Genomic DNA, 16,937 nt, shown 5'->3' with positions numbered 1-16,937 from the left:
TTTCAGTGGGCCGGTGGCCGGACGCGGTGCTACACGGTCCGAGGGCTGTGCATCTCCACCCTGCACGTATCCCTGATAATTCGGGTGCTGCCGCGCGCTGAATCCGCAACGGGTTGCATTTTTCGCCAGCGCAGGTTGAGCGCTGGCGCCATTCATGTCCAAGGCAGGTATTTCCGAAGCATTCGCCGTGCGTTGCGTGCAAACGTCGGGGCGGGCAGAGGTGCAGCGAAAAGAAGCGGGTAAGCAGGTGAAACACCGCACTTGTCGTTTTTTTTCAGTCTTCTCTACACAGCGCTGGTGGCGATTCCAGGCAATTCGGTAAACTGGCGAAAACCCCGTAGGACGGCCTCGCGTCCTGGAGAATTGCGAAGGTCAGGGACCGGCGAAGAGCCTGGTGCCGCTGGCCTGCCGCTTTTGGCGGCGTTCGCGACTATAGCAGCAATGATTAAGTGCTTCAATTCCATAAAAAATTGTTATGATCCCTTGATGACGACCAATACCCCTCCGACTTCCGGCGTTCAGCTGATCGAAGTCGCGCCGGAGCTTGCCGGCCAACGCATCGACAATTTCCTCATCACGGCGCTCAAGGGCGTGCCCAAGACCTTGGTTTACCGCATCCTGCGCAAGGGTGAGGTGCGGGTCAACAAAGGGCGCGTCAAGCCTGAATACAAAATTCAGGCTGGCGATATCGTACGGGTACCGCCCGTCCGCTTGCCTGAGCGTGATGCACCTGCGCCCGTAGCCCAGGGGCTGCTGCAGCGCCTTGAAGCGGCGATTGTCTACGAAGACAAGGCGCTCATCGTGATGAACAAGCCGGCGGGTATCGCCGTGCATGGCGGCAGTGGCCTGAGTTTCGGGGTGATCGAGGCGTTGCGTCAGCTGCGCCCGGATGCCAAGGAGCTTGAGCTGGTGCATCGCCTGGACCGCGACACGTCCGGCCTGCTTATGATCGCCAAGAAGCGCAGCATGCTGCGCCACCTGCATGCCGCCCTGCGCGGTGATGGTGTCGACAAGCGCTACATGGCGTTGGTGCGTGGCCACTGGCCGACCGCGAAGAAGCAGGTCAATGCGCCGTTGCTCAAAAGCAACCTGCGCTCTGGCGAGCGTATGGTCGAGGTCAACGAGGAGGGCAAGGAGGCGCTGACCCTGTTCCGCGTGCTGCGCCGTTTCGGTGAGTTCGCCACCATTGTCGAAGCGCGTCCGATCACCGGCCGTACCCATCAGATCCGCGTGCACACCTTGCATGCCGGGCACATGATCGCCGGCGACAGCAAGTACGGCGACGAAGACTTCAGTCGCGAGATTCGTGAGCTGGGTGGCAAGCGCCTGTTCCTGCATGCCTATGCCCTGACCGTGCCACTGCCTGACGGTGGCGAGCTCAAGCTGGAGGCGCCGGTGGATGAAGTGTGGGCCAAGACTGTAGAGCGTTTGAGTGCGTCCTGAGCGATGAAAAAGTCTTATGAGCTGCTGATCTTCGACTGGGACGGCACCTTGGCCGACTCCATCGGGCGCATCGTCGAGGCCATGAATGCTGCCGCCGAGCGCGCCGGTGAGGCGCCGAGTCACGATGACGCGGTCAAGGGCATCATCGGCCTGGCCCTGGGCGAGGCGATCCATACGCTGTATCCGCACCTGACACCCGTGCAGCTCGAGCGTTTTCGGCAGCACTATGCCGACATCTACACGGCGCTTGATCAAAAGCCGTCGCCGTTGTTCGAGGGTGTGGTCGAGTCGCTGGATGCCTTCCGTGCCGAGGGTTACCGCTTGGCGGTAGCAACTGGCAAGGCCCGTCGAGGCCTGGATCGGGTGCTCAGGGCCAATGGCTGGGAGCAGTTCTTCGATATCACCCGCGCCGCCGACGAGACCCGTGGCAAGCCACACCCGCTGATGCTCGAGGAGATTCTCAGCCATTGCGGTGTCGAACCTGGGCGCGCGTTGATGGTCGGTGATTCGGCGTTTGATCTGCAGATGGCCAGCAATGCGGGCATGCACTCGGTGGCTGTCGGCTATGGCGCGATGTCGCTGCAGGCACTGGCCGAGTTCGGCCCGCAGGTGTGCATTGATCATTTCTCCCAGTTGCGTGAGTGGCTGGTCGGTTCCGCGTAATTTCACTTCCAAGGCAGGTGAGCATGGCAGACGAATGGAAAGCCCCTGAGTCCGAACCCGAGGAGCGCGAAGAGCGCAAGAGCTGGAGGCTGTTGGAAAAAACCCTGCTGGCGAGTGTCCAGGAGCAGCGCCGCGCACGGCGCTGGGGGATTTTCTTCAAGCTGCTGACCTTCGTTTACCTGTTCGGCATGCTGGTCTTGTTCACGCCGTTGATGGACATGGACAAGGCCGCCTCGCGCAGCGCCAGCCATACGGCATTGATCGAGGTGCGCGGCGTGATTGCCGATCAGGAGGCCGCCAGTGCCGACAACCTCGTCAAGAGCCTGCGTGAGGCGTTCAAGGACGCCAAGACCAAGGCCGTGGTGCTGCGAATCAACAGCCCGGGTGGCAGCCCGGTGCAGGCGGGCTATGTCTATGACGAGATTCGCCGGCTGCGTGCCGAGTACCCGGCGATCAAGCTGTATGCAGTGATCACCGACCTGGGGGCTTCCGGTGCCTATTACATCGCCAGTGCGGCGGATGAGATCTATGCCGACAAGGCCAGCCTGGTTGGCTCCATTGGGGTGACGGCGGCGGGTTACGGGTTTGTCGGTTCGATGGAGAAGCTGGGGGTCGAGCGGCGCACCTATACCGCAGGTGAGCACAAGGCCTTCCTTGATCCGTTCTCGCCAGAGAAGCCTGATGAGCGGGCTTTCTGGCAGGGCGTGCTGAATACCACGCACCAGCAGTTCATCGCCATGGTCAAGCAGGGGCGGGGTGATCGGCTGAAGGATAAGGAGCACCCGGAGCTGTTCAGTGGGCTGATCTGGTCGGGCGAGCAGGCCAAGGCGCTTGGCTTGGTGGATGGCTTGGGCAGTGCCAGCTATGTGGCGCGGGAAATTGTCGGCGAGAAGGAATTGGTGGATTTCACGGTTCAGGAATCGCCGTTTGACCGGTTCTCCAAGCGGATCGGCGCCAGTGTGGCTGAGCACCTGGCCATGTACATGGGGTTCCAGGGGCCTTCTTTGCGCTGAGGGTTGGCCGTTGGTTGTACGGCACCCTTTTGCAGTACCCATGGAGGTCGAGCACCGCTCGATCTCCGTGGGTGCTAAAAATGCGGGATCGAACTACGGAATCACCCCCCCTTCCTTGGTCAGCATGTCTACCAGCCGAATCAGCGGCAACCCGACCAGGCTGGTCGCATCGCACCCATGCGTGCTTCGAAACAAACTCACCCCCAGCCCTTCGGCCTTGAAGCTCCCTGCGCAATCCAGCGGCTGTTCCGCCGCCACGTAGCGCTCCACGCGCTCTCGGCTCAGTTCCCGCATCGTCACCGTAAACGGCACGCAATCGACCTGGCATTGCCCTGTAGCGCTATTGAGCAGCGCCAGCCCGGTCAGGAAGGTGACCTGCTGCCCGCTGGCCTCCAGCAGTTGCTCGCAGGCCCGCTCGAAGCTCAAGGGCTTGCCAAGGATCTGTTCGCCCAGCACGGCCACCTGGTCCGAGCCGATGATCAGGTGCCCGGGGTGGCTGCCCGCCAGTGCCTCGGCCTTTTGCCTGGCCAGGCGCCGAACCAGCTCCACGGCAGGCTCGTCACCCAGGCGCTGCTCGTCTATATCGGGGCTTTCCCAGGTGAAGGGCAGGCGCAGGCGGGCGAGCAGTTCGCGTCTGTAAGGTGAGCTGGAAGCCAGTAATAAGGGCAGCATGGTAGACTCCTGATCTGTTGTACTCATCCTATCACGCGATTTGCCGCCGAATTTCCTTTGACAGGGGCGGGGGCCATCCCTAGAATGCTGCGCCTATGTTGAATGACCCGATTCCACCTCACGTTGACCCGCGCAAATTAGCCGATCGTGGCGTAACCCTTAACGGTTCGCTGCAACTCGCTGATTTGGAAAGACTCTGCGACCCGCTTTCCGACAATGTCGGTACGGTGCAGGCGAAATTAAATTTTGAACGAGATGAACAGCACGTGGTGGTTATCCACAGCGAGCTTGACGTCGAGGTCAAGATGGTTTGCCAGCGTTGTCTTGAGCTGGTCACCCTGCCGATCCACAGCGAATGTACTTACGCCGTGGTAAAGGAGGGTGCGAATACCCAGTCGTTGCCGAAAGGCTATGACGTGCTGGAACTGGGCGAAGATCCATTGGATCTGCAGGCGTTTATCGAGGAGGAGCTTCTGCTCGCCTTGCCAATCGTGCCTGCTCATCATCCGGAAGAATGCCAGCAGCCGGCGGGCGCAGACGAGCCCGATTCGAGCAAGGACGAGGTATCGCGGTCCAACCCGTTCAGTGTTTTGGCGCAGTTAAAGCGTGACCCAAACGTTTAGGAGTTAATCAATTATGGCTGTTCAGCAGAACAAAAAATCCCGCTCTGCCCGTGACATGCGCCGTTCGCACGACGCCCTGTCGGAAAACGCGCTGTCGGTAGAGAAAACCACCGGTGAAATTCACCTGCGCCACCACGTATCGCCAGAAGGCGTATACCGTGGTCGCAAAGTGATCGACAAGGGCGCTGACGAGTAATCCTTGTCCGCTCAGATCATCGCGATCGACGCAATGGGCGGGGACTTCGGTCCCCGCAGCATTGTCCAGGCTAGCATTGCCTGCCTTTCGGCTACCCCCTCGCTGCACCTGACCCTCGTCGGTCAACCCTCCCTCCTTGAAGATCTTGTCAGCGGCCTTGCAGCTGCGGATCGCGCGCGCCTGCAGATTGTCGCGGCAAGCGAGGTGATCGGTATGGACGAGCGGCCTTCACAGGCGTTGCGCGGCAAGCCGGACTCGTCGATGCGCATTGCGCTCGAACTGGTGCGTGACGGCAAGGCCCAGGCCTGCGTGAGTGCCGGAAATACCGGGGCGCTGATGGCGTTGTCGCGCTTCGTGCTTAAGACCCTGCCGGGTATCGATCGGCCCGCCATGGTGGCGGCGATCCCGACCCAGGCGGGGTACTGCCAGTTGCTCGACCTGGGCGCCAATGTCGATTGCAGTGCCGAGAACCTTTACCAGTTCGCCGTGATGGGCTCGGTGGCTGCCCAGGCCTTGGGCGTTCATCGCCCGCGCGTGGCGCTGCTGAACATCGGCACCGAGGACATCAAGGGCAACCAGCAGGTCAAGCTGGCGGCCACGTTGCTGCAGAACGCCCGCGGCCTTAACTATGTGGGTTTCGTCGAAGGCGATGGCCTGTACCGTGGCGAGGCGGATGTGGTGGTGTGCGACGGCTTTGTCGGCAACATCCTGCTCAAGTCCAGCGAAGGCCTGGCGACGATGATCGGTGCGCGCATCGAGGCGTTGTTCAAGGGCGGAGTGCTGGCCCGTGCTGCCGGCGCCTTGGCCATGCCATTGCTCAAGCGCCTGCAGGCCGACCTGGCGCCCGCGCGGCACAATGGTGCAAGCTTTCTGGGGTTGCAGGGTATCGTCATCAAAAGCCATGGCTCGGCGGGCGTGCAGGGGTTTCAGAGCGCCATTCAGCGTGCGTTGATCGAGATCCAGGAAAACCTGCCCCAGCGGCTGCATGGTCGCCTTGAAGACCTGTTGCCTTAGGCATTTCGCCGATGAAGTGCTTAAATGTGACCGCTTGGTCCGCGTATCCATCCAAGTTTTCAGATTCCGCGCCAGGCTAACGCCCGGCGTACCCTATCCGACGACAAGATCATAAGGGCTTGTTCAATGTCTGCATCCCTCGCATTCGTCTTTCCTGGTCAAGGTTCCCAGTCGCTGGGCATGCTCGCCGAACTCGGCGCCCAGAAGCCGGTGATCGTCGAAACCTTCAAGGAAGCTTCCGAAGCTTTGGGCTACGACCTGTGGAAGCTGGTCCAGGAAGGTCCGGAAGAGCAACTCAACCAAACCGACAAGACCCAGCCGGCCATCCTTACCGCCTCTATCGCCTTGTGGCGCCTGTGGCTGGAAGAGGGCGGCGCAAAGCCTGCGTTCGTTGCGGGCCATAGCTTGGGTGAATACAGCGCGCTGGTCGCCGCTGGCAGCCTGTCGCTGAAAGACGCAGTCAAGCTGGTCAAGCGCCGTGGTGAACTGATGCAGGAGGCTGTGCCGGCCGGTCACGGCGCCATGGCCGCAATTCTTGGCCTGGGCGACGATGAAGTGAAGGCCATTTGCGTCGAAGCGGCCGAAGATGAAGTGGTCAGTGCAGTGAACTTCAACTCTCCGGGCCAGGTAGTCATTGCCGGTAACGTTGCGGCGGTGAACCGTGCCATCGAGTTGTGCAAGGCCAAAGGCGCCAAGCGTGCCTTGCCGCTGCCGGTCAGCGTGCCATCGCACTGCGCCTTGATGAAGCCTGCCGCCGAGCGTTTTGCCGAGTCGGTCAACGCCATCGAGTGGAAGGCCCCGCAGATCCCGGTGGTGCAGAACGTCACCGCCGCCATCGCCGCCGACCTCGATGCGCTCAAGCACGACCTGCTGGCGCAGCTGTACCAGCCCGTGCGCTGGGTCGAATGCGTACAGACCCTGGCCGCCAATGGCGCCGTCAATCTTGTTGAATGCGGCCCAGGTAAAGTCCTTGCCGGCCTCAACAAGCGTTGCGCCGACGGCGTGACCACCTACAACCTCAATACCCCTGATGCCGTCGCCGCCACCCGCGCGGCGCTGGCCTGAATTGGAGAAGCTTGCATGAGCCTGCAAGGTAAAGTTGCACTGGTCACCGGCGCCAGCCGTGGCATTGGCCAGGCCATCGCCCTCGAACTGGGCCGCCAGGGCGCGACCGTGATCGGCACCGCCACGTCCGCCTCCGGTGCCGAGCGCATCGGCGCTACCCTGAAAGAGCACGGCATCACCGGTACCGGCATGGAGCTGAACGTGACCAGCGCCGAGTCCGTCGAAGCGGTGCTGGGCGCCATCACCGCGCAGTTCGGTGCACCGGCCATCCTGGTCAACAACGCAGGTATCACGCGCGACAACCTCATGCTGCGCATGAAGGACGACGAGTGGTTCGACGTGATCGACACCAACCTGAACAGCCTCTACCGTCTGTCCAAGGGCGTGCTGCGCGGCATGACCAAGGCGCGTTGGGGTCGTATCATCAGCATCGGCTCGGTCGTCGGTGCCATGGGTAACGCTGGTCAGGCCAACTATGCCGCCGCCAAGGCTGGCCTGGAAGGCTTCAGCCGCGCCCTGGCGCGTGAAGTGGGCTCGCGAGGCATCACCGTCAACTCGGTGACCCCAGGCTTCATCGACACCGACATGACCCGTGAGCTGCCAGAAGCGCAGCGCGAAGCCCTGCAGACCCAGATTCCGCTGGGCCGCCTGGGCCAGGCCGAGGAAATCGCCAAGGTGGTTTCCTTCCTGGCGTCCGACGGCGCAGCCTATGTGACCGGTGCTACCGTGCCGGTCAACGGCGGGATGTACATGTAAAACTGCAACTCAATGTGACGGATTTCGTAAAAAAAGAGTCATACTGCGAGCCTAAAATCCGTTATAAAGCTGCAACCAGATTCCAGGCAGAGGGTCGGGTGACTAATTCGAAGGTGCGTTTAGCTTGAAAAGCGAACGTCTTTCTATAAAATTGGTCACCGGCCAGCTGCCTGACATATGTCCATTAGGAGTGAAAACTAGGTATGAGCACCATCGAAGAACGCGTCAAGAAAATCGTCGCCGAGCAACTGGGCGTCAAGGAAGAGGAAGTGACCAACGAGAAGTCCTTCGTCGATGACCTGGGTGCCGATTCGCTTGACACCGTTGAGCTGGTGATGGCTCTGGAAGAGGAATTCGAGACCGAAATCCCAGACGAAGAAGCCGAGAAGATCACTACCGTTCAAGCCGCTATCGACTACGTCAACAGCCACAAGGCCTAAGACGTTTTAGTCGACGCTACTTGTCGGGAAAAACCGCACTGCCTTTGCTGGCGTGCGGTTTTTTCTTTGCGAGCCCCCCTTGGCTCAAGGGTATCGTTCACCGCGCACCGAGAGCCTGTTGTCATTTCATTCCATCGCATGAATGCAATGCCAAGAGACTCTGTTATTAGAAAAGGAGAGTACTGTGTCGCGTAGACGCGTCGTGGTCACCGGTATGGGTATGCTGTCACCACTGGGTACCGATGTACCGAGTACCTGGCAGGGCATTCTGGCTGGCCGCAGTGGCATCGGTCCGATCGAACATACGGATCTGGCTGCCTACTCCACCCGTTTCGGCGGCTCGGTGAAAGGCTTCGAGGTCGAGCAGTACCTGTCGGCCAAAGAGGCCCGCAAGCTTGACCTGTTCATCCAGTACGGCCTGGCGGCCGGTTTCCAGGCGGTGCGTAATGCCGGCCTGGAAGTGACCGACGCCAACCGCGAGCGTATTGGCGTGGCCATGGGCTCAGGCATCGGCGGCTTGACCAACATCGAAGAAACCAGCCGGACCTTGCATGAGCAAGGCCCGCGGCGCATTTCGCCGTTCTTCGTGCCGGGTTCGATCATCAACATGATCTCCGGCTTCCTGTCGATCCACCTGGGGCTGCAGGGGCCGAACTACGCCATTGCCACCGCCTGCACCACGGGCACCCACTGCATCGGCATGGCCGCGCGCAACATCGCCTACGGTGAAGCCGACGTGATGATCGCCGGTGGCGCCGAGATGGCCGCTTGCGGCCTGGGCATGGGCGGCTTCGGTGCCTCGCGCGCGCTGTCGACCCGTAACGATGAGCCAAGCCGTGCCAGCCGTCCTTGGGACAAAGGCCGTGACGGCTTTGTGCTGTCCGACGGTGCTGGTGCGCTGGTTCTCGAAGAGCTTGAGCACGCCAAGGCCCGTGGCGCGACCATCTATGCCGAGCTGGTTGGTTTCGGCATGAGCGGCGACGCCTACCACATGACCTCGCCACCCGATTCCGGTGAAGGTGCTGCCCGTTGCATGGCCAATGCCCTGCGCGACGCCGGCATCCAGCCTGAAGAGGTCAGCTACATCAACGCCCATGGCACCTCGACCCCGGCGGGCGATGTGGCCGAAGTGGCTGCGATCAAGCGTGTGTTCGGCGAGCATGCCTACAAGCTCGCGGTCAGCTCGACCAAGTCGATGACTGGCCACTTGCTGGGGGCTGCGGGCGCGGTGGAAGCGATCTTCAGCGTACTGGCAATCAACAGCCAGATGGCGCCGCCGACCATCAACCTGGATGAGCCGGACGAGGGCTGTGACCTCGACTTCGTGCCGCACCAGGCGCGCAGCATGCCGATCGACGTGGTGCTGTCCAATTCGTTTGGCTTTGGTGGCACCAACGGCTCGCTGGTGTTCCGCCGGTTCGCTGGTTGATGCACAGCTGGCTCGACGGCCAGCCGGCGGATGCAGTCAATCTGCAGAACCGCGGCCTGGCCTACGGCGATGGACTGTTCGAGACCATCGCCGTGCGAGGCGGCCGGCCGAGCTTGATGGCCGGCCACCTTGCACGCCTGGCGCTGGGTTGCGGGCGCCTGGCCATCGACGTCGACCTGGCGTTGGTCGAAGACGAGATCCGGCGTTACGCCAGCCAGCTAGGTGATGGCGTTGCCAAGCTCATCCTCACCCGTGGCGACAGCCAGCGAGGCTATGCCCCGGTTGCCGGTGCGGCGCCACGGCGCATCCTTCAGGGCGGCCCGCTGCCCAGCTATCCTGTCGAACATGCCGAACTCGGTGTGCAATTGTTCCCTTGCCAGACCCGGCTTGGGGAACAACCGCTGCTGGCCGGCCTCAAACACCTCAATCGCCTGGAGCAGGTGCTGGCGCGTGCCGAATGGCAGGGCGGCGAGCATGCCGAAGGCCTGATGCGTGATGGGCAGGGCAGGGTAGTCGAAGGGGTGTATAGCAATTTGTTTCTGGTGCGTGACGGTGTGCTGCTGACCGCAGACCTCAGCCGCTGCGGCGTCGCCGGCGTGATGCGTGCCGCGTTGCTGCAGCAGGCCCAGGCAATGGCCATCCCCGTACAGGTCCGCGACCTGGCATTCGATGAACTGGAGCAGGCGGATGAGGTATTCGTGTGCAACAGTGTCTATGGTGTCTGGCCTGTGCGGGGTTTTGCCGCGCTGAACTGGTCGCCGGGCCCACTCACCCGTAAACTGCAGGCCGTTGCCCGTACGTTACTGGATACCTGAATTCGTGAGACGCAAATTCCTGCTGCTGCTGGAAATGGGGTTGATCCTGGCCGGCCTGGCTTTGGGCTGGTCGGCCTGGAAGGTCAACTCGGTCCTGGAGCAGCCCTTGCACGTGACGCAGGAGCGCCTGCTCGACGTGCCCAATGGCACCAACCCCAACCGCATGTTTTACCGCATGCAGAACGATGGGCTGCTCGATGACGCCTTCTGGTTGCGGCTTTACTGGCGCTTCAATATGGCTGGCACGCCCTTGCACACTGGGGAGTACCGCCTGACCCCGGGGATGACGGTCGAGCAGCTGTTCGACGCGTGGCGCCGTGCCGATGTGGTGCAGTACAACCTCACCCTGGTCGAAGGCTGGACCTTCCGCCAAGTGCGCTCGGCCGTTGCCAAGCACGAAAAGATCAAGCACACGCTGGACGGCCTGACGGACGCCGAGGTGATGGACAAGCTTGGCCACACCGGCGTGTTCCCCGAGGGCCGCTTCTTCCCGGATACCTATCGCTTCGTGCGCGGCATGAGCGACATCGAGTTGTTGCAACAGGCCTACATGCGCCTGGACGAAGTGCTGGCCAAAGAGTGGTCGGAGCGCACCACCGACCTGCCGTATCGCGACCCTTACCAAGCGCTGATCATGGCCTCGCTGGTGGAGAAGGAAACCGGCATCCCACAAGAGCGTGGGCAGATTGCTGGCGTGTTCGTGCGGCGCCTGCGTCTGGGCATGATGCTGCAGACCGACCCGACCGTGATCTATGGCATGGGCGAGCGCTACAACGGCAGAATTACCCGTGCCGACCTGCGCGAGCCGACGCCCTACAACACCTACACCATGACTGGCTTGCCGCCGACGCCGATCGCGATGGTCGGGCGCGAGGCTATTCACGCTGCGCTCAATCCGGCCACTGGCACCAGCCTGTACTTCGTTGCCCGCGGCGATGGCAGCCATGTGTTCTCCGACGACCTGGACGACCACAATTCGGCGGTGCGCGAGTTCCAGCTCAAGCGGCGTGCGGATTACCGCTCGAGCCCGGCGCCGCAGGCCCAGCCGGGTGCCAGCGAGGCCACCGAGCCCGATGCGCCCGCAGCGGACCAGCCGTCTGCGCAGCCTGAGCCCGACGCGGCCCCCGCGCAGCAATCGGCCCCGGCCGGCGACCCCGCAGCGGCCGATGCACCGACGCCCGAAGAACAACCTTAAGGACTGCCTGTGAGCGGCTTGTTTATTACCCTGGAAGGCCCCGAAGGCGCGGGCAAGAGCACCAACCGCGAATACCTGGCGGCGCGCCTGCGCGAACATGGCCTGGATGTGCTGCTGACCCGCGAGCCGGGCGGTACACCGCTGGCCGAAAAGGTGCGCGAGTTGCTGCTGGCACCAAGCGATGAAAGCATGGCGGCGGATACCGAGCTGCTGCTGGTATTCGCTGCGCGCGCCCAGCACCTGGCGCAGGTGATCCGGCCTGCCCTGGCCCGGGGGGCGGTGGTGCTGTGTGACCGGTTTACCGATGCTACCTACGCTTATCAGGGCGGGGGGCGGGGATTGTCCGTCGAGCGCATCGCCACACTGGAGCAGTTCGTCCAAGGCGACCTGCGCCCAGACCTGACCCTGGTCTTCGACCTGCCGGTCGAAGTCGGCCTTGCCCGTGCTGCCGCACGTGGCCGCCTGGACCGTTTCGAGCAGGAAGGCCAGGCATTCTTCGAGGCGGTGCGCCAAGCCTACCTGCAGCGTGCCCATCGCGCGCCGCAGCGCTACAGCCTGCTGGATGCCGCGCAGCCCCTGGAGGCCGTGCAGCGTGCCATCGACGCACTGCTGCCGGGTATCCTGGAGCGTTGCCGTGGCTGAGGCCTACCCCTGGCAGCAAGCCATCTGGCAGCAGTTGGCCGGTCGCAGCCAGCACGCACACGCCTACTTGCTGCATGGGCCGCAGGGTATCGGCAAGCGAGCCCTGGCCGAGCGCCTGATGGCGCGTTTGTTGTGTCAGCACCCTCAGGGGCTGGATGCCTGCGGCACCTGCAAGTCCTGCCTGTTGCTCAAGGCCGGTAGCCACCCGGACAACTACGTACTGGAGCCGGAGGAGGCCGACAAGCCGATCAAGGTCGATCAGGTGCGCGACTTGGTGGCCTTCGTGGTGCAGACTGCGCAGTTGGGCGGGCGCAAGGTCGTGTTGATCGAGCCGGTCGAGGCGATGAACGTCAATGCGTCCAATGCGTTGCTCAAAAGCCTTGAAGAACCTTCGGGCGATACCGTGCTGCTGTTGGTTACCCATCAGCCCAGCCGCCTGCTGCCGACCATCAAGAGCCGCTGCCAGCAGGTCGTCTGCCCGCAGCCCAGCCTGGCCCAGAGCCAAGCCTGGCTTGCCAATGCGCTGGCCGACAGCGATGAAGCCGAGCGCGAAGAGCTGCTGACCCTGGCCGCAGGTTCGCCGTTGAGGGCGGTCAGCCTGCAGGCACAGGGCATACGTGAACAGCGCGCGCTGGTCACCGATGGAGTGAAGAAACTGCTCAAGCAGCAACAGTCCCCCAGCCAGCTGGCCGATGCCTGGAGTGGTGTGCCGCTGTTGCTGCTGTTCGACTGGTTCTGCGACTGGTCGCACCTGATCCTGCGCTATCAGTTGACCCAGGACGAAGAAGGGTTAGGCTTGGCCGATATGCGCAAGGTCGTGCAGTACCTGGCGCAAAAGAGCCGCCAGGCGAAGGTGCTGCAGGTTCAGGCGTGGGTCCTGGAGCAGCGCCAGAAGGTGCTGGGCAAAGCCAACCTCAATCGCGCCCTGCTGCTCGAAGCGCTGCTGGCTCACTGGCAGCAGTTGCCGGGCGCCCGCTGACTTTCCCTTTTATTCATGTGTGCCGTTATCCCATGCTCGTAGATTCCCATTGCCACCTTGACCGTCTTGACCTGAGTGCCCACCAGGGCTCGCTCGATGCTGCCCTGCAGGCTGCGCGTGAGCGCGGGGTCGGGCATTTTCTGTGCATTGGCGTCAGTGCCGACAACGCCGGGGCGGTCAAGGCCCTGAGTGAGCAGTACGCCGATGTCGACTGCTCGGTGGGGGTGCACCCACTGGACCTGGCGCCGGGCGAGACCCCAGCGCTGGAGTGGCTGTTGCGTGAGTTGGCGCACCCGCATGTTGTGGCGATCGGCGAAACCGGCCTGGACTACCACTACGAGCCGGAAGCGGCCGAGTTGCAGCAGGCATCGTTTCGCCTGCACCTGGAGGCATCGCGCCAGACCGGCAAACCGGTGATCGTGCATACCCGTGCAGCGCGGGCCGATACCCTCGCGCTGCTGCGCGAGGCGAACCTGCCTCAGGCCGGTGTGCTGCACTGCTTCACCGAAGACTGGGACATGGCCAAGGCGGCGCTGGACCTGGGCTATTACATTTCGTTGTCGGGCATCGTCACCTTCCGCAATGCTGACGCCTTGCGTGAGGTGGCACGCCAAGTGCCGGTCGACCGCCTGCTGGTGGAAACGGATTCGCCTTACCTGGCGCCGATTCCGTATCGGGGCAAGCCGAACCTGCCGCAGTACGTGCGCGAAGTGGCCGAGTATGTCGCCTCGTTGCGTGGGGCCAGTTATGAGCAGTTGGCGGAGCAGACCACGGCGAACTTCAAGCGCTTGTTCCCCTTGGCACGTGTGGTCTGAGGCACCCCTTCAAACAGGCAAAAAAAACCCGGGTTCTGGGGGAGGGAATCCGGGTTAAGACCATTAGGAGTAAAACAAAGGTACGCGGTCCCTGAGCACCTTTATCGGCGCGCCACTTGGGGGGGATGCGCCGCGCCAACAGTTCAAGTATTGGTCAGGTTTGGCGCAGTGCCAGTCCCTATTGGTCGTTTTTTAAACAGATTTGGAATACGCCCGGTATCCATCCCCGCTCTCAATGCATGGCCAGCCGGCGAACCTGCTGCACAGCTTCGTCAATTAGCTGCTCGCTGGTATAGAAATGCGGTGAAAATCGCACGCCAGCGCCCCGTAGAGCACAAATTGTGCGCTCAGCCATCAATGCCTTTTGAATCTGCACGCTATCCTGCCCTTTGATACTGAATGTGACGATGCCCGCCCGCCTGTCGGGATCAGCGGGTGTCTGCAGCAAAACGCCAGGCACCGCAGCCAAGCCTTGATAGAGCTGCGCCACGCGCTGCTGCAAACACTGCGCTACCGTGCTGATCCCGACCTCCTCCAGCAGCGAAAGGCTCGCCTCCAGGGCGCAGGCACCGAGCATGTTCGGGCTACCACATTCAAAACGCCGCGCGCTACGCGCCGGCTGCCATTGGCGCCGCTCGAAATCGCCCAGGTGCTCCAGCATGTGCCAGCCATACGCATTGAGCTCAAGCTGCGGGCGTATTTCGGCGCGGCAATAGAACAGCCCCAACCCCTCGGGGCCGAGCATCCACTTGTGGCCATCGGCCATGGCGAAATCGCATTGAAAGCGCTGCACGTCGAAGGGCAGGGCGCCGACCTGCTGGATGGCGTCGACGCAAAACAGCACATTGCGTACCCGGCAACCTTCACCAAGGCGGGCCAGGTCAAGGCGCAGGCCGCTGCCGAATTGCACGGCGCTGATCGCCAGCAAGCGGGTGCGTGGCCCGCAGGCCGCCAGCAACGTGGCCTCGGGGTCGGGCCCCGCCAGGCTGGCCTGGATCACCTGCACGCCACGGTCGGCCAGGGCTTCCCATACGACGCGGTTGGAGGGGAATTCCTCGTCGCTGATCACCACTTGGTCGCCGTGCGCCCAGTCCAGGCCAAAAGCGACCAGCGACAGCCCTTCGGAAGTGTTCTTCACCAGGGCGATGTCGCCGGGCGAGGGGGCGTGGATCAGCCGCGCCAGCCGCTCGCGCAGGCGCCGCTCGGTCGCCAGCCAGGTCGGGTACTCGCTGGCACCCAGGCAAACGTTGTCGCGGGCAAAGCGTGCCACCGCCTCGGCAGCCCGGCGTGGCCAGGGGGCGATGGCCGCGTGGTTCAGGTAGCGCAGCCCCGGGGTTTGATCGAACTCATCATGAAACATAGACATGGTTGGATGATCCGTGCAATTTCCCGCAAGTTAGGCATAATAAACCGCTTCGATCGTCAACCAGTCCTTCCTATGCAGAAAGAACCTCGTAAGGTCCGTGAGTTTCGCCGTCGCGAACAGGAAATCCTCGATACGGCGCTCAAGCTGTTTCTCGAACAGGGTGAAGACAGCGTCACCGTCGAGATGATCGCCGACGCCGTGGGTATCGGCAAAGGCACGATCTACAAGCACTTCAAGTCCAAGGCGGAGATCTACCTGCGCCTGATGCTCGACTACGAGCGCGATTTGAACGAGCTGTTGCATTCGGCCGACGTCGACCGTGACAAGGAAGCCCTGTCGCGCGCCTACTTTGAGTTCCGCATGCGCGATCCGCAGCGCTACCGGCTGTTCGACCGCCTGGAAGAAAAGGTGGTCAAGGGCAATCAAGTGCCAGAGATGGTCGAGCAGCTGCACAGCATCCGCGCCTCCAACTTCGATCGCCTGACCCAGCTGATCAAGGGCCGTATCAGCGAAGGCAAGCTCGAAGACGTACCGCCGTACTTCCACTACTGCGCGGCCTGGGCCTTGGTGCATGGCGCCGTGGCGCTGTACCACTCGCCGTTCTGGAGCAACGTGCTCGAAGATCAGGAAGGTTTCTTCCAGTTCCTCATGGACATCGGCGTGCGCATGGGCAACAAGCGCAAACGCGACCCAGAACCCGCCAACTGACAGAGCAGGGCCGCTGCGGGGCCCTTGCAGTTGACCCGGCATGAACAAGGGGCTTGCAAAAACCTGATTTATGAGTCAGGTTTTGCCAGCCCCGCTTCATCCATGCCGGAGTCATCCATGATTGTCGATCGTCAAGGCAGGCGCTTTCGTAACCTGCGTGTCAGCCTGACGGCTGCCTGTAATTATGCCTGTACCTACTGCGTGCCCGATGGCAAGCGCCTGGTGGCGGCGCAGCACGAGTTGCCTGCCGAGGCGTTGGCGCGGGGCGTTGCCTACCTGATTGAAACCGCTGGCATCGAGCGTTTGCGCATTACCGGCGGTGAGCCGTTGGTCAGCCCTAGGCTGGACGATTTTCTGGCTGCCGTGGCCAAGCTCCCCCTCGACGATATCTCGCTGACCACCAACGGCCAGTTGCTTGCGCGCAAGTTGCCACAGCTACGCGCAGCAGGCATCCGCCGTCTGAATGTTTCCCTCGATACCCTGGACCCACTGGCCTTTCGCCGCATCGCCCGCGGTGGCGACCTTGCCAGCGTGCTGGCGGGCATGCAGCAAGCCAGCGCGCAGGGTATGCAGATCAAGGTGAACATGGTGCCGATGCGCGGCCAGAACCTCGACCAGGTTCTGCCGATGCTCGATTACTGCCTGGCGCGGGGTTTTGAGCTGCGCTTCATCGAGCTCATGCGCATGGGCCATCTGGCCAATGACCGCAATGCTTTCCTGCAGCAGTTCGTTGGCCTTGACCACTTGCTCGGGCTGATCGGCGCCGAGCATGCCTACGAGCAGGTGGACGCGGCGGTGGATGCCACTGCCCTGCGCTACCAGGTCCCCGGTAAAGGCCATTTCGGTGTGATCGCCAACGAGAGCGTGCCGTTCTGCCGGAGTTGTTCGCGGCTGCGTTTGTCATCCACCGGTTGGCTGCATGGCTGCTTGTCGTCGAGCAATCGCCACTTTGTCGGCGACCTGTTGGAAAAGCCGCGTCATCAAGCGCTTCCCGCCTTGCAGCGGCTGCTGGTCAAGGCCTTGGCAGACAAGCAGGATGTGGCGTTTTCCGGGGGGGTGACAGTGATGAAGGTGATCGGCGGCTGAGTCTGGCGCAAAAGCTG

At 62.5% G+C, this 16,937-nt stretch carries 19 protein-coding genes; 17 read left to right on the top strand and 2 right to left on the bottom strand.

From position 1 onward, the window contains the following. The first annotated feature begins 486 nt into the window (after positions 1 to 486). The 3 genes from rluC to PC358_RS13725 are packed head-to-tail and all read left to right on the top strand — an operon-like array spanning position 487 to position 3,119. Positions 487 to 1,443 (top strand): 23S rRNA pseudouridine(955/2504/2580) synthase RluC, encoded by a 957-nt coding sequence (gene rluC / locus PC358_RS13735; protein WP_033700578.1) that lies wholly within the window; start codon positions 487 to 489, stop codon positions 1,441 to 1,443. Positions 1,444 to 1,446: 3 nt separating this feature from the next. Then, positions 1,447 to 2,106: an HAD family hydrolase gene (locus PC358_RS13730; protein WP_033700577.1), complete on the top strand. Its 660-nt coding sequence runs from the start codon at positions 1,447 to 1,449 to the stop codon at positions 2,104 to 2,106. Positions 2,107 to 2,129: 23 nt separating this feature from the next. Then, positions 2,130 to 3,119: a S49 family peptidase gene (locus PC358_RS13725; RefSeq protein WP_033700575.1), complete on the top strand. Its 990-nt coding sequence runs from the start codon at positions 2,130 to 2,132 to the stop codon at positions 3,117 to 3,119. A 93-nt stretch (positions 3,120 to 3,212) separates the two neighbouring features. Here PC358_RS13725 and PC358_RS13720 read toward each other — a convergent pair whose 3' ends face one another. Beyond that, positions 3,213 to 3,791 (bottom strand): Maf family protein, encoded by a 579-nt coding sequence (locus PC358_RS13720; protein WP_033700574.1) that lies wholly within the window; start codon positions 3,789 to 3,791, stop codon positions 3,213 to 3,215. 95 nt (positions 3,792 to 3,886) lie between these two features. Here PC358_RS13720 and PC358_RS27185 point away from each other — a divergent pair, with 95 nt between their 5' ends. From PC358_RS27185 to PC358_RS13660, 12 genes are all read left to right on the top strand, one after another. Continuing rightward, the gene (locus tag PC358_RS27185; protein WP_077068576.1) at positions 3,887 to 4,414 is read left to right on the top strand and encodes a YceD family protein; all 528 of its coding nucleotides are present in this window, start codon (positions 3,887 to 3,889) and stop codon (positions 4,412 to 4,414) included. A 13-nt stretch (positions 4,415 to 4,427) separates the two neighbouring features. Further along, positions 4,428 to 4,610, top strand: a complete 183-nt coding sequence (rpmF, locus tag PC358_RS13710; RefSeq protein WP_016485486.1) for a 50S ribosomal protein L32 — start codon at positions 4,428 to 4,430, stop codon at positions 4,608 to 4,610. 3 nt (positions 4,611 to 4,613) lie between these two features. Continuing rightward, positions 4,614 to 5,624, top strand: coding sequence for a phosphate acyltransferase PlsX (gene plsX / locus PC358_RS13705; RefSeq protein ID WP_077068575.1), 1,011 nt, complete (start codon positions 4,614 to 4,616; stop codon positions 5,622 to 5,624). 126 nt (positions 5,625 to 5,750) lie between these two features. After that, positions 5,751 to 6,689 (top strand): ACP S-malonyltransferase, encoded by a 939-nt coding sequence (fabD, locus tag PC358_RS13700; RefSeq protein ID WP_033700573.1) that lies wholly within the window; start codon positions 5,751 to 5,753, stop codon positions 6,687 to 6,689. A gap of 15 nt (positions 6,690 to 6,704) precedes the next feature. After that, positions 6,705 to 7,445: a 3-oxoacyl-ACP reductase FabG gene (gene fabG, locus PC358_RS13695; protein ID WP_033700572.1), complete on the top strand. Its 741-nt coding sequence runs from the start codon at positions 6,705 to 6,707 to the stop codon at positions 7,443 to 7,445. 203 nt (positions 7,446 to 7,648) lie between these two features. After that, on the top strand, positions 7,649 to 7,885 hold the full coding sequence (gene acpP, locus PC358_RS13690) for an acyl carrier protein (RefSeq protein ID WP_008096410.1): 237 nt from the start codon (positions 7,649 to 7,651) through the stop codon (positions 7,883 to 7,885). A 184-nt stretch (positions 7,886 to 8,069) separates the two neighbouring features. Then, positions 8,070 to 9,314 carry a beta-ketoacyl-ACP synthase II gene (fabF, locus tag PC358_RS13685; RefSeq protein ID WP_033700571.1) on the top strand — a complete coding sequence of 415 codons (1,245 nt, stop codon included), beginning with the start codon at positions 8,070 to 8,072 and terminating at the stop codon, positions 9,312 to 9,314. Next, positions 9,314 to 10,129 carry an aminodeoxychorismate lyase gene (pabC, locus tag PC358_RS13680; protein ID WP_033700570.1) on the top strand — a complete coding sequence of 272 codons (816 nt, stop codon included), beginning with the start codon at positions 9,314 to 9,316 and terminating at the stop codon, positions 10,127 to 10,129. Before fabF ends, pabC begins: the two co-directional genes overlap by 1 nt. A 4-nt stretch (positions 10,130 to 10,133) precedes the next feature. Further along, entirely contained in the window at positions 10,134 to 11,324 is a 1,191-nt protein-coding gene (mltG, locus tag PC358_RS13675; RefSeq protein WP_033700569.1) for an endolytic transglycosylase MltG, read from the top strand. Between the two features lie 9 nt (positions 11,325 to 11,333). Continuing rightward, a complete protein-coding gene (gene tmk, locus PC358_RS13670; protein WP_033700568.1) occupies positions 11,334 to 11,966 on the top strand; it encodes a dTMP kinase in 633 nt (210 codons plus the stop codon). After that, positions 11,959 to 12,945 (top strand): DNA polymerase III subunit delta', encoded by a 987-nt coding sequence (locus tag PC358_RS13665; RefSeq protein ID WP_033700567.1) that lies wholly within the window; start codon positions 11,959 to 11,961, stop codon positions 12,943 to 12,945. The genes tmk and PC358_RS13665 overlap by 8 nt, the downstream gene beginning before the upstream one ends. 32 nt (positions 12,946 to 12,977) lie before the next feature. Then, on the top strand, positions 12,978 to 13,760 hold the full coding sequence (locus PC358_RS13660) for a TatD family hydrolase (RefSeq protein ID WP_033700566.1): 783 nt from the start codon (positions 12,978 to 12,980) through the stop codon (positions 13,758 to 13,760). Between the two features lie 232 nt (positions 13,761 to 13,992). Here PC358_RS13660 and PC358_RS13655 read toward each other — a convergent pair whose 3' ends face one another. Continuing rightward, positions 13,993 to 15,126, bottom strand: a complete 1,134-nt coding sequence (locus tag PC358_RS13655; RefSeq protein ID WP_033700565.1) for an aminotransferase class V-fold PLP-dependent enzyme — start codon at positions 15,124 to 15,126, stop codon at positions 13,993 to 13,995. Positions 15,127 to 15,198: 72 nt separating this feature from the next. Between PC358_RS13655 and PC358_RS13650 the strand changes: the two genes are divergently transcribed. Both PC358_RS13650 and PC358_RS13645 read left to right on the top strand, forming a co-directional pair. Further along, on the top strand, positions 15,199 to 15,834 hold the full coding sequence (locus tag PC358_RS13650) for a TetR/AcrR family transcriptional regulator (RefSeq protein WP_019473685.1): 636 nt from the start codon (positions 15,199 to 15,201) through the stop codon (positions 15,832 to 15,834). A 117-nt stretch (positions 15,835 to 15,951) separates the two neighbouring features. Then, positions 15,952 to 16,920, top strand: coding sequence for a GTP 3',8-cyclase MoaA (locus PC358_RS13645; RefSeq protein ID WP_033700564.1), 969 nt, complete (start codon positions 15,952 to 15,954; stop codon positions 16,918 to 16,920). Positions 16,921 to 16,937 lie beyond the last annotated feature (17 nt).

It is taken from the genome of Pseudomonas capeferrum, from assembly GCF_000731675.1.
GTDB lineage: Bacteria > Pseudomonadota > Gammaproteobacteria > Pseudomonadales > Pseudomonadaceae > Aquipseudomonas > Aquipseudomonas capeferrum.
The sequence above is the reverse complement of the archived record's forward strand: the minus strand, read 5'-3'. Positions and strand labels throughout refer to the sequence as shown.

Excerpts from the sequence above, each read along its gene's own strand:
- PC358_RS13645 (WP_033700564.1), top strand. The coding sequence starts at position 15,952 with ATGATTGTCGATCGTCAAGGCAGGCGCTTTCGTAACCTGCGTGTCAGC.
- PC358_RS13720 (WP_033700574.1), bottom strand. The coding sequence starts at position 3,791 with ATGCTGCCCTTATTACTGGCTTCCAGCTCACCTTACAGACGCGAACTG.
- PC358_RS27185 (WP_077068576.1), top strand. The coding sequence starts at position 3,887 with ATGTTGAATGACCCGATTCCACCTCACGTTGACCCGCGCAAATTAGCC.
- PC358_RS13725 (WP_033700575.1), top strand. The coding sequence starts at position 2,130 with ATGGCAGACGAATGGAAAGCCCCTGAGTCCGAACCCGAGGAGCGCGAA.
- fabG (WP_033700572.1), top strand. The coding sequence starts at position 6,705 with ATGAGCCTGCAAGGTAAAGTTGCACTGGTCACCGGCGCCAGCCGTGGC.
- rluC (WP_033700578.1), top strand. The coding sequence starts at position 487 with ATGACGACCAATACCCCTCCGACTTCCGGCGTTCAGCTGATCGAAGTC.
- pabC (WP_033700570.1), top strand. The coding sequence starts at position 9,314 with ATGCACAGCTGGCTCGACGGCCAGCCGGCGGATGCAGTCAATCTGCAG.
- PC358_RS13660 (WP_033700566.1), top strand. The coding sequence starts at position 12,978 with ATGCTCGTAGATTCCCATTGCCACCTTGACCGTCTTGACCTGAGTGCC.
- rpmF (WP_016485486.1), top strand. The coding sequence starts at position 4,428 with ATGGCTGTTCAGCAGAACAAAAAATCCCGCTCTGCCCGTGACATGCGC.
- fabD (WP_033700573.1), top strand. The coding sequence starts at position 5,751 with ATGTCTGCATCCCTCGCATTCGTCTTTCCTGGTCAAGGTTCCCAGTCG.
- acpP (WP_008096410.1), top strand. The coding sequence starts at position 7,649 with ATGAGCACCATCGAAGAACGCGTCAAGAAAATCGTCGCCGAGCAACTG.
- PC358_RS13730 (WP_033700577.1), top strand. The coding sequence starts at position 1,447 with ATGAAAAAGTCTTATGAGCTGCTGATCTTCGACTGGGACGGCACCTTG.
- PC358_RS13655 (WP_033700565.1), bottom strand. The coding sequence starts at position 15,126 with ATGTCTATGTTTCATGATGAGTTCGATCAAACCCCGGGGCTGCGCTAC.
- PC358_RS13650 (WP_019473685.1), top strand. The coding sequence starts at position 15,199 with ATGCAGAAAGAACCTCGTAAGGTCCGTGAGTTTCGCCGTCGCGAACAG.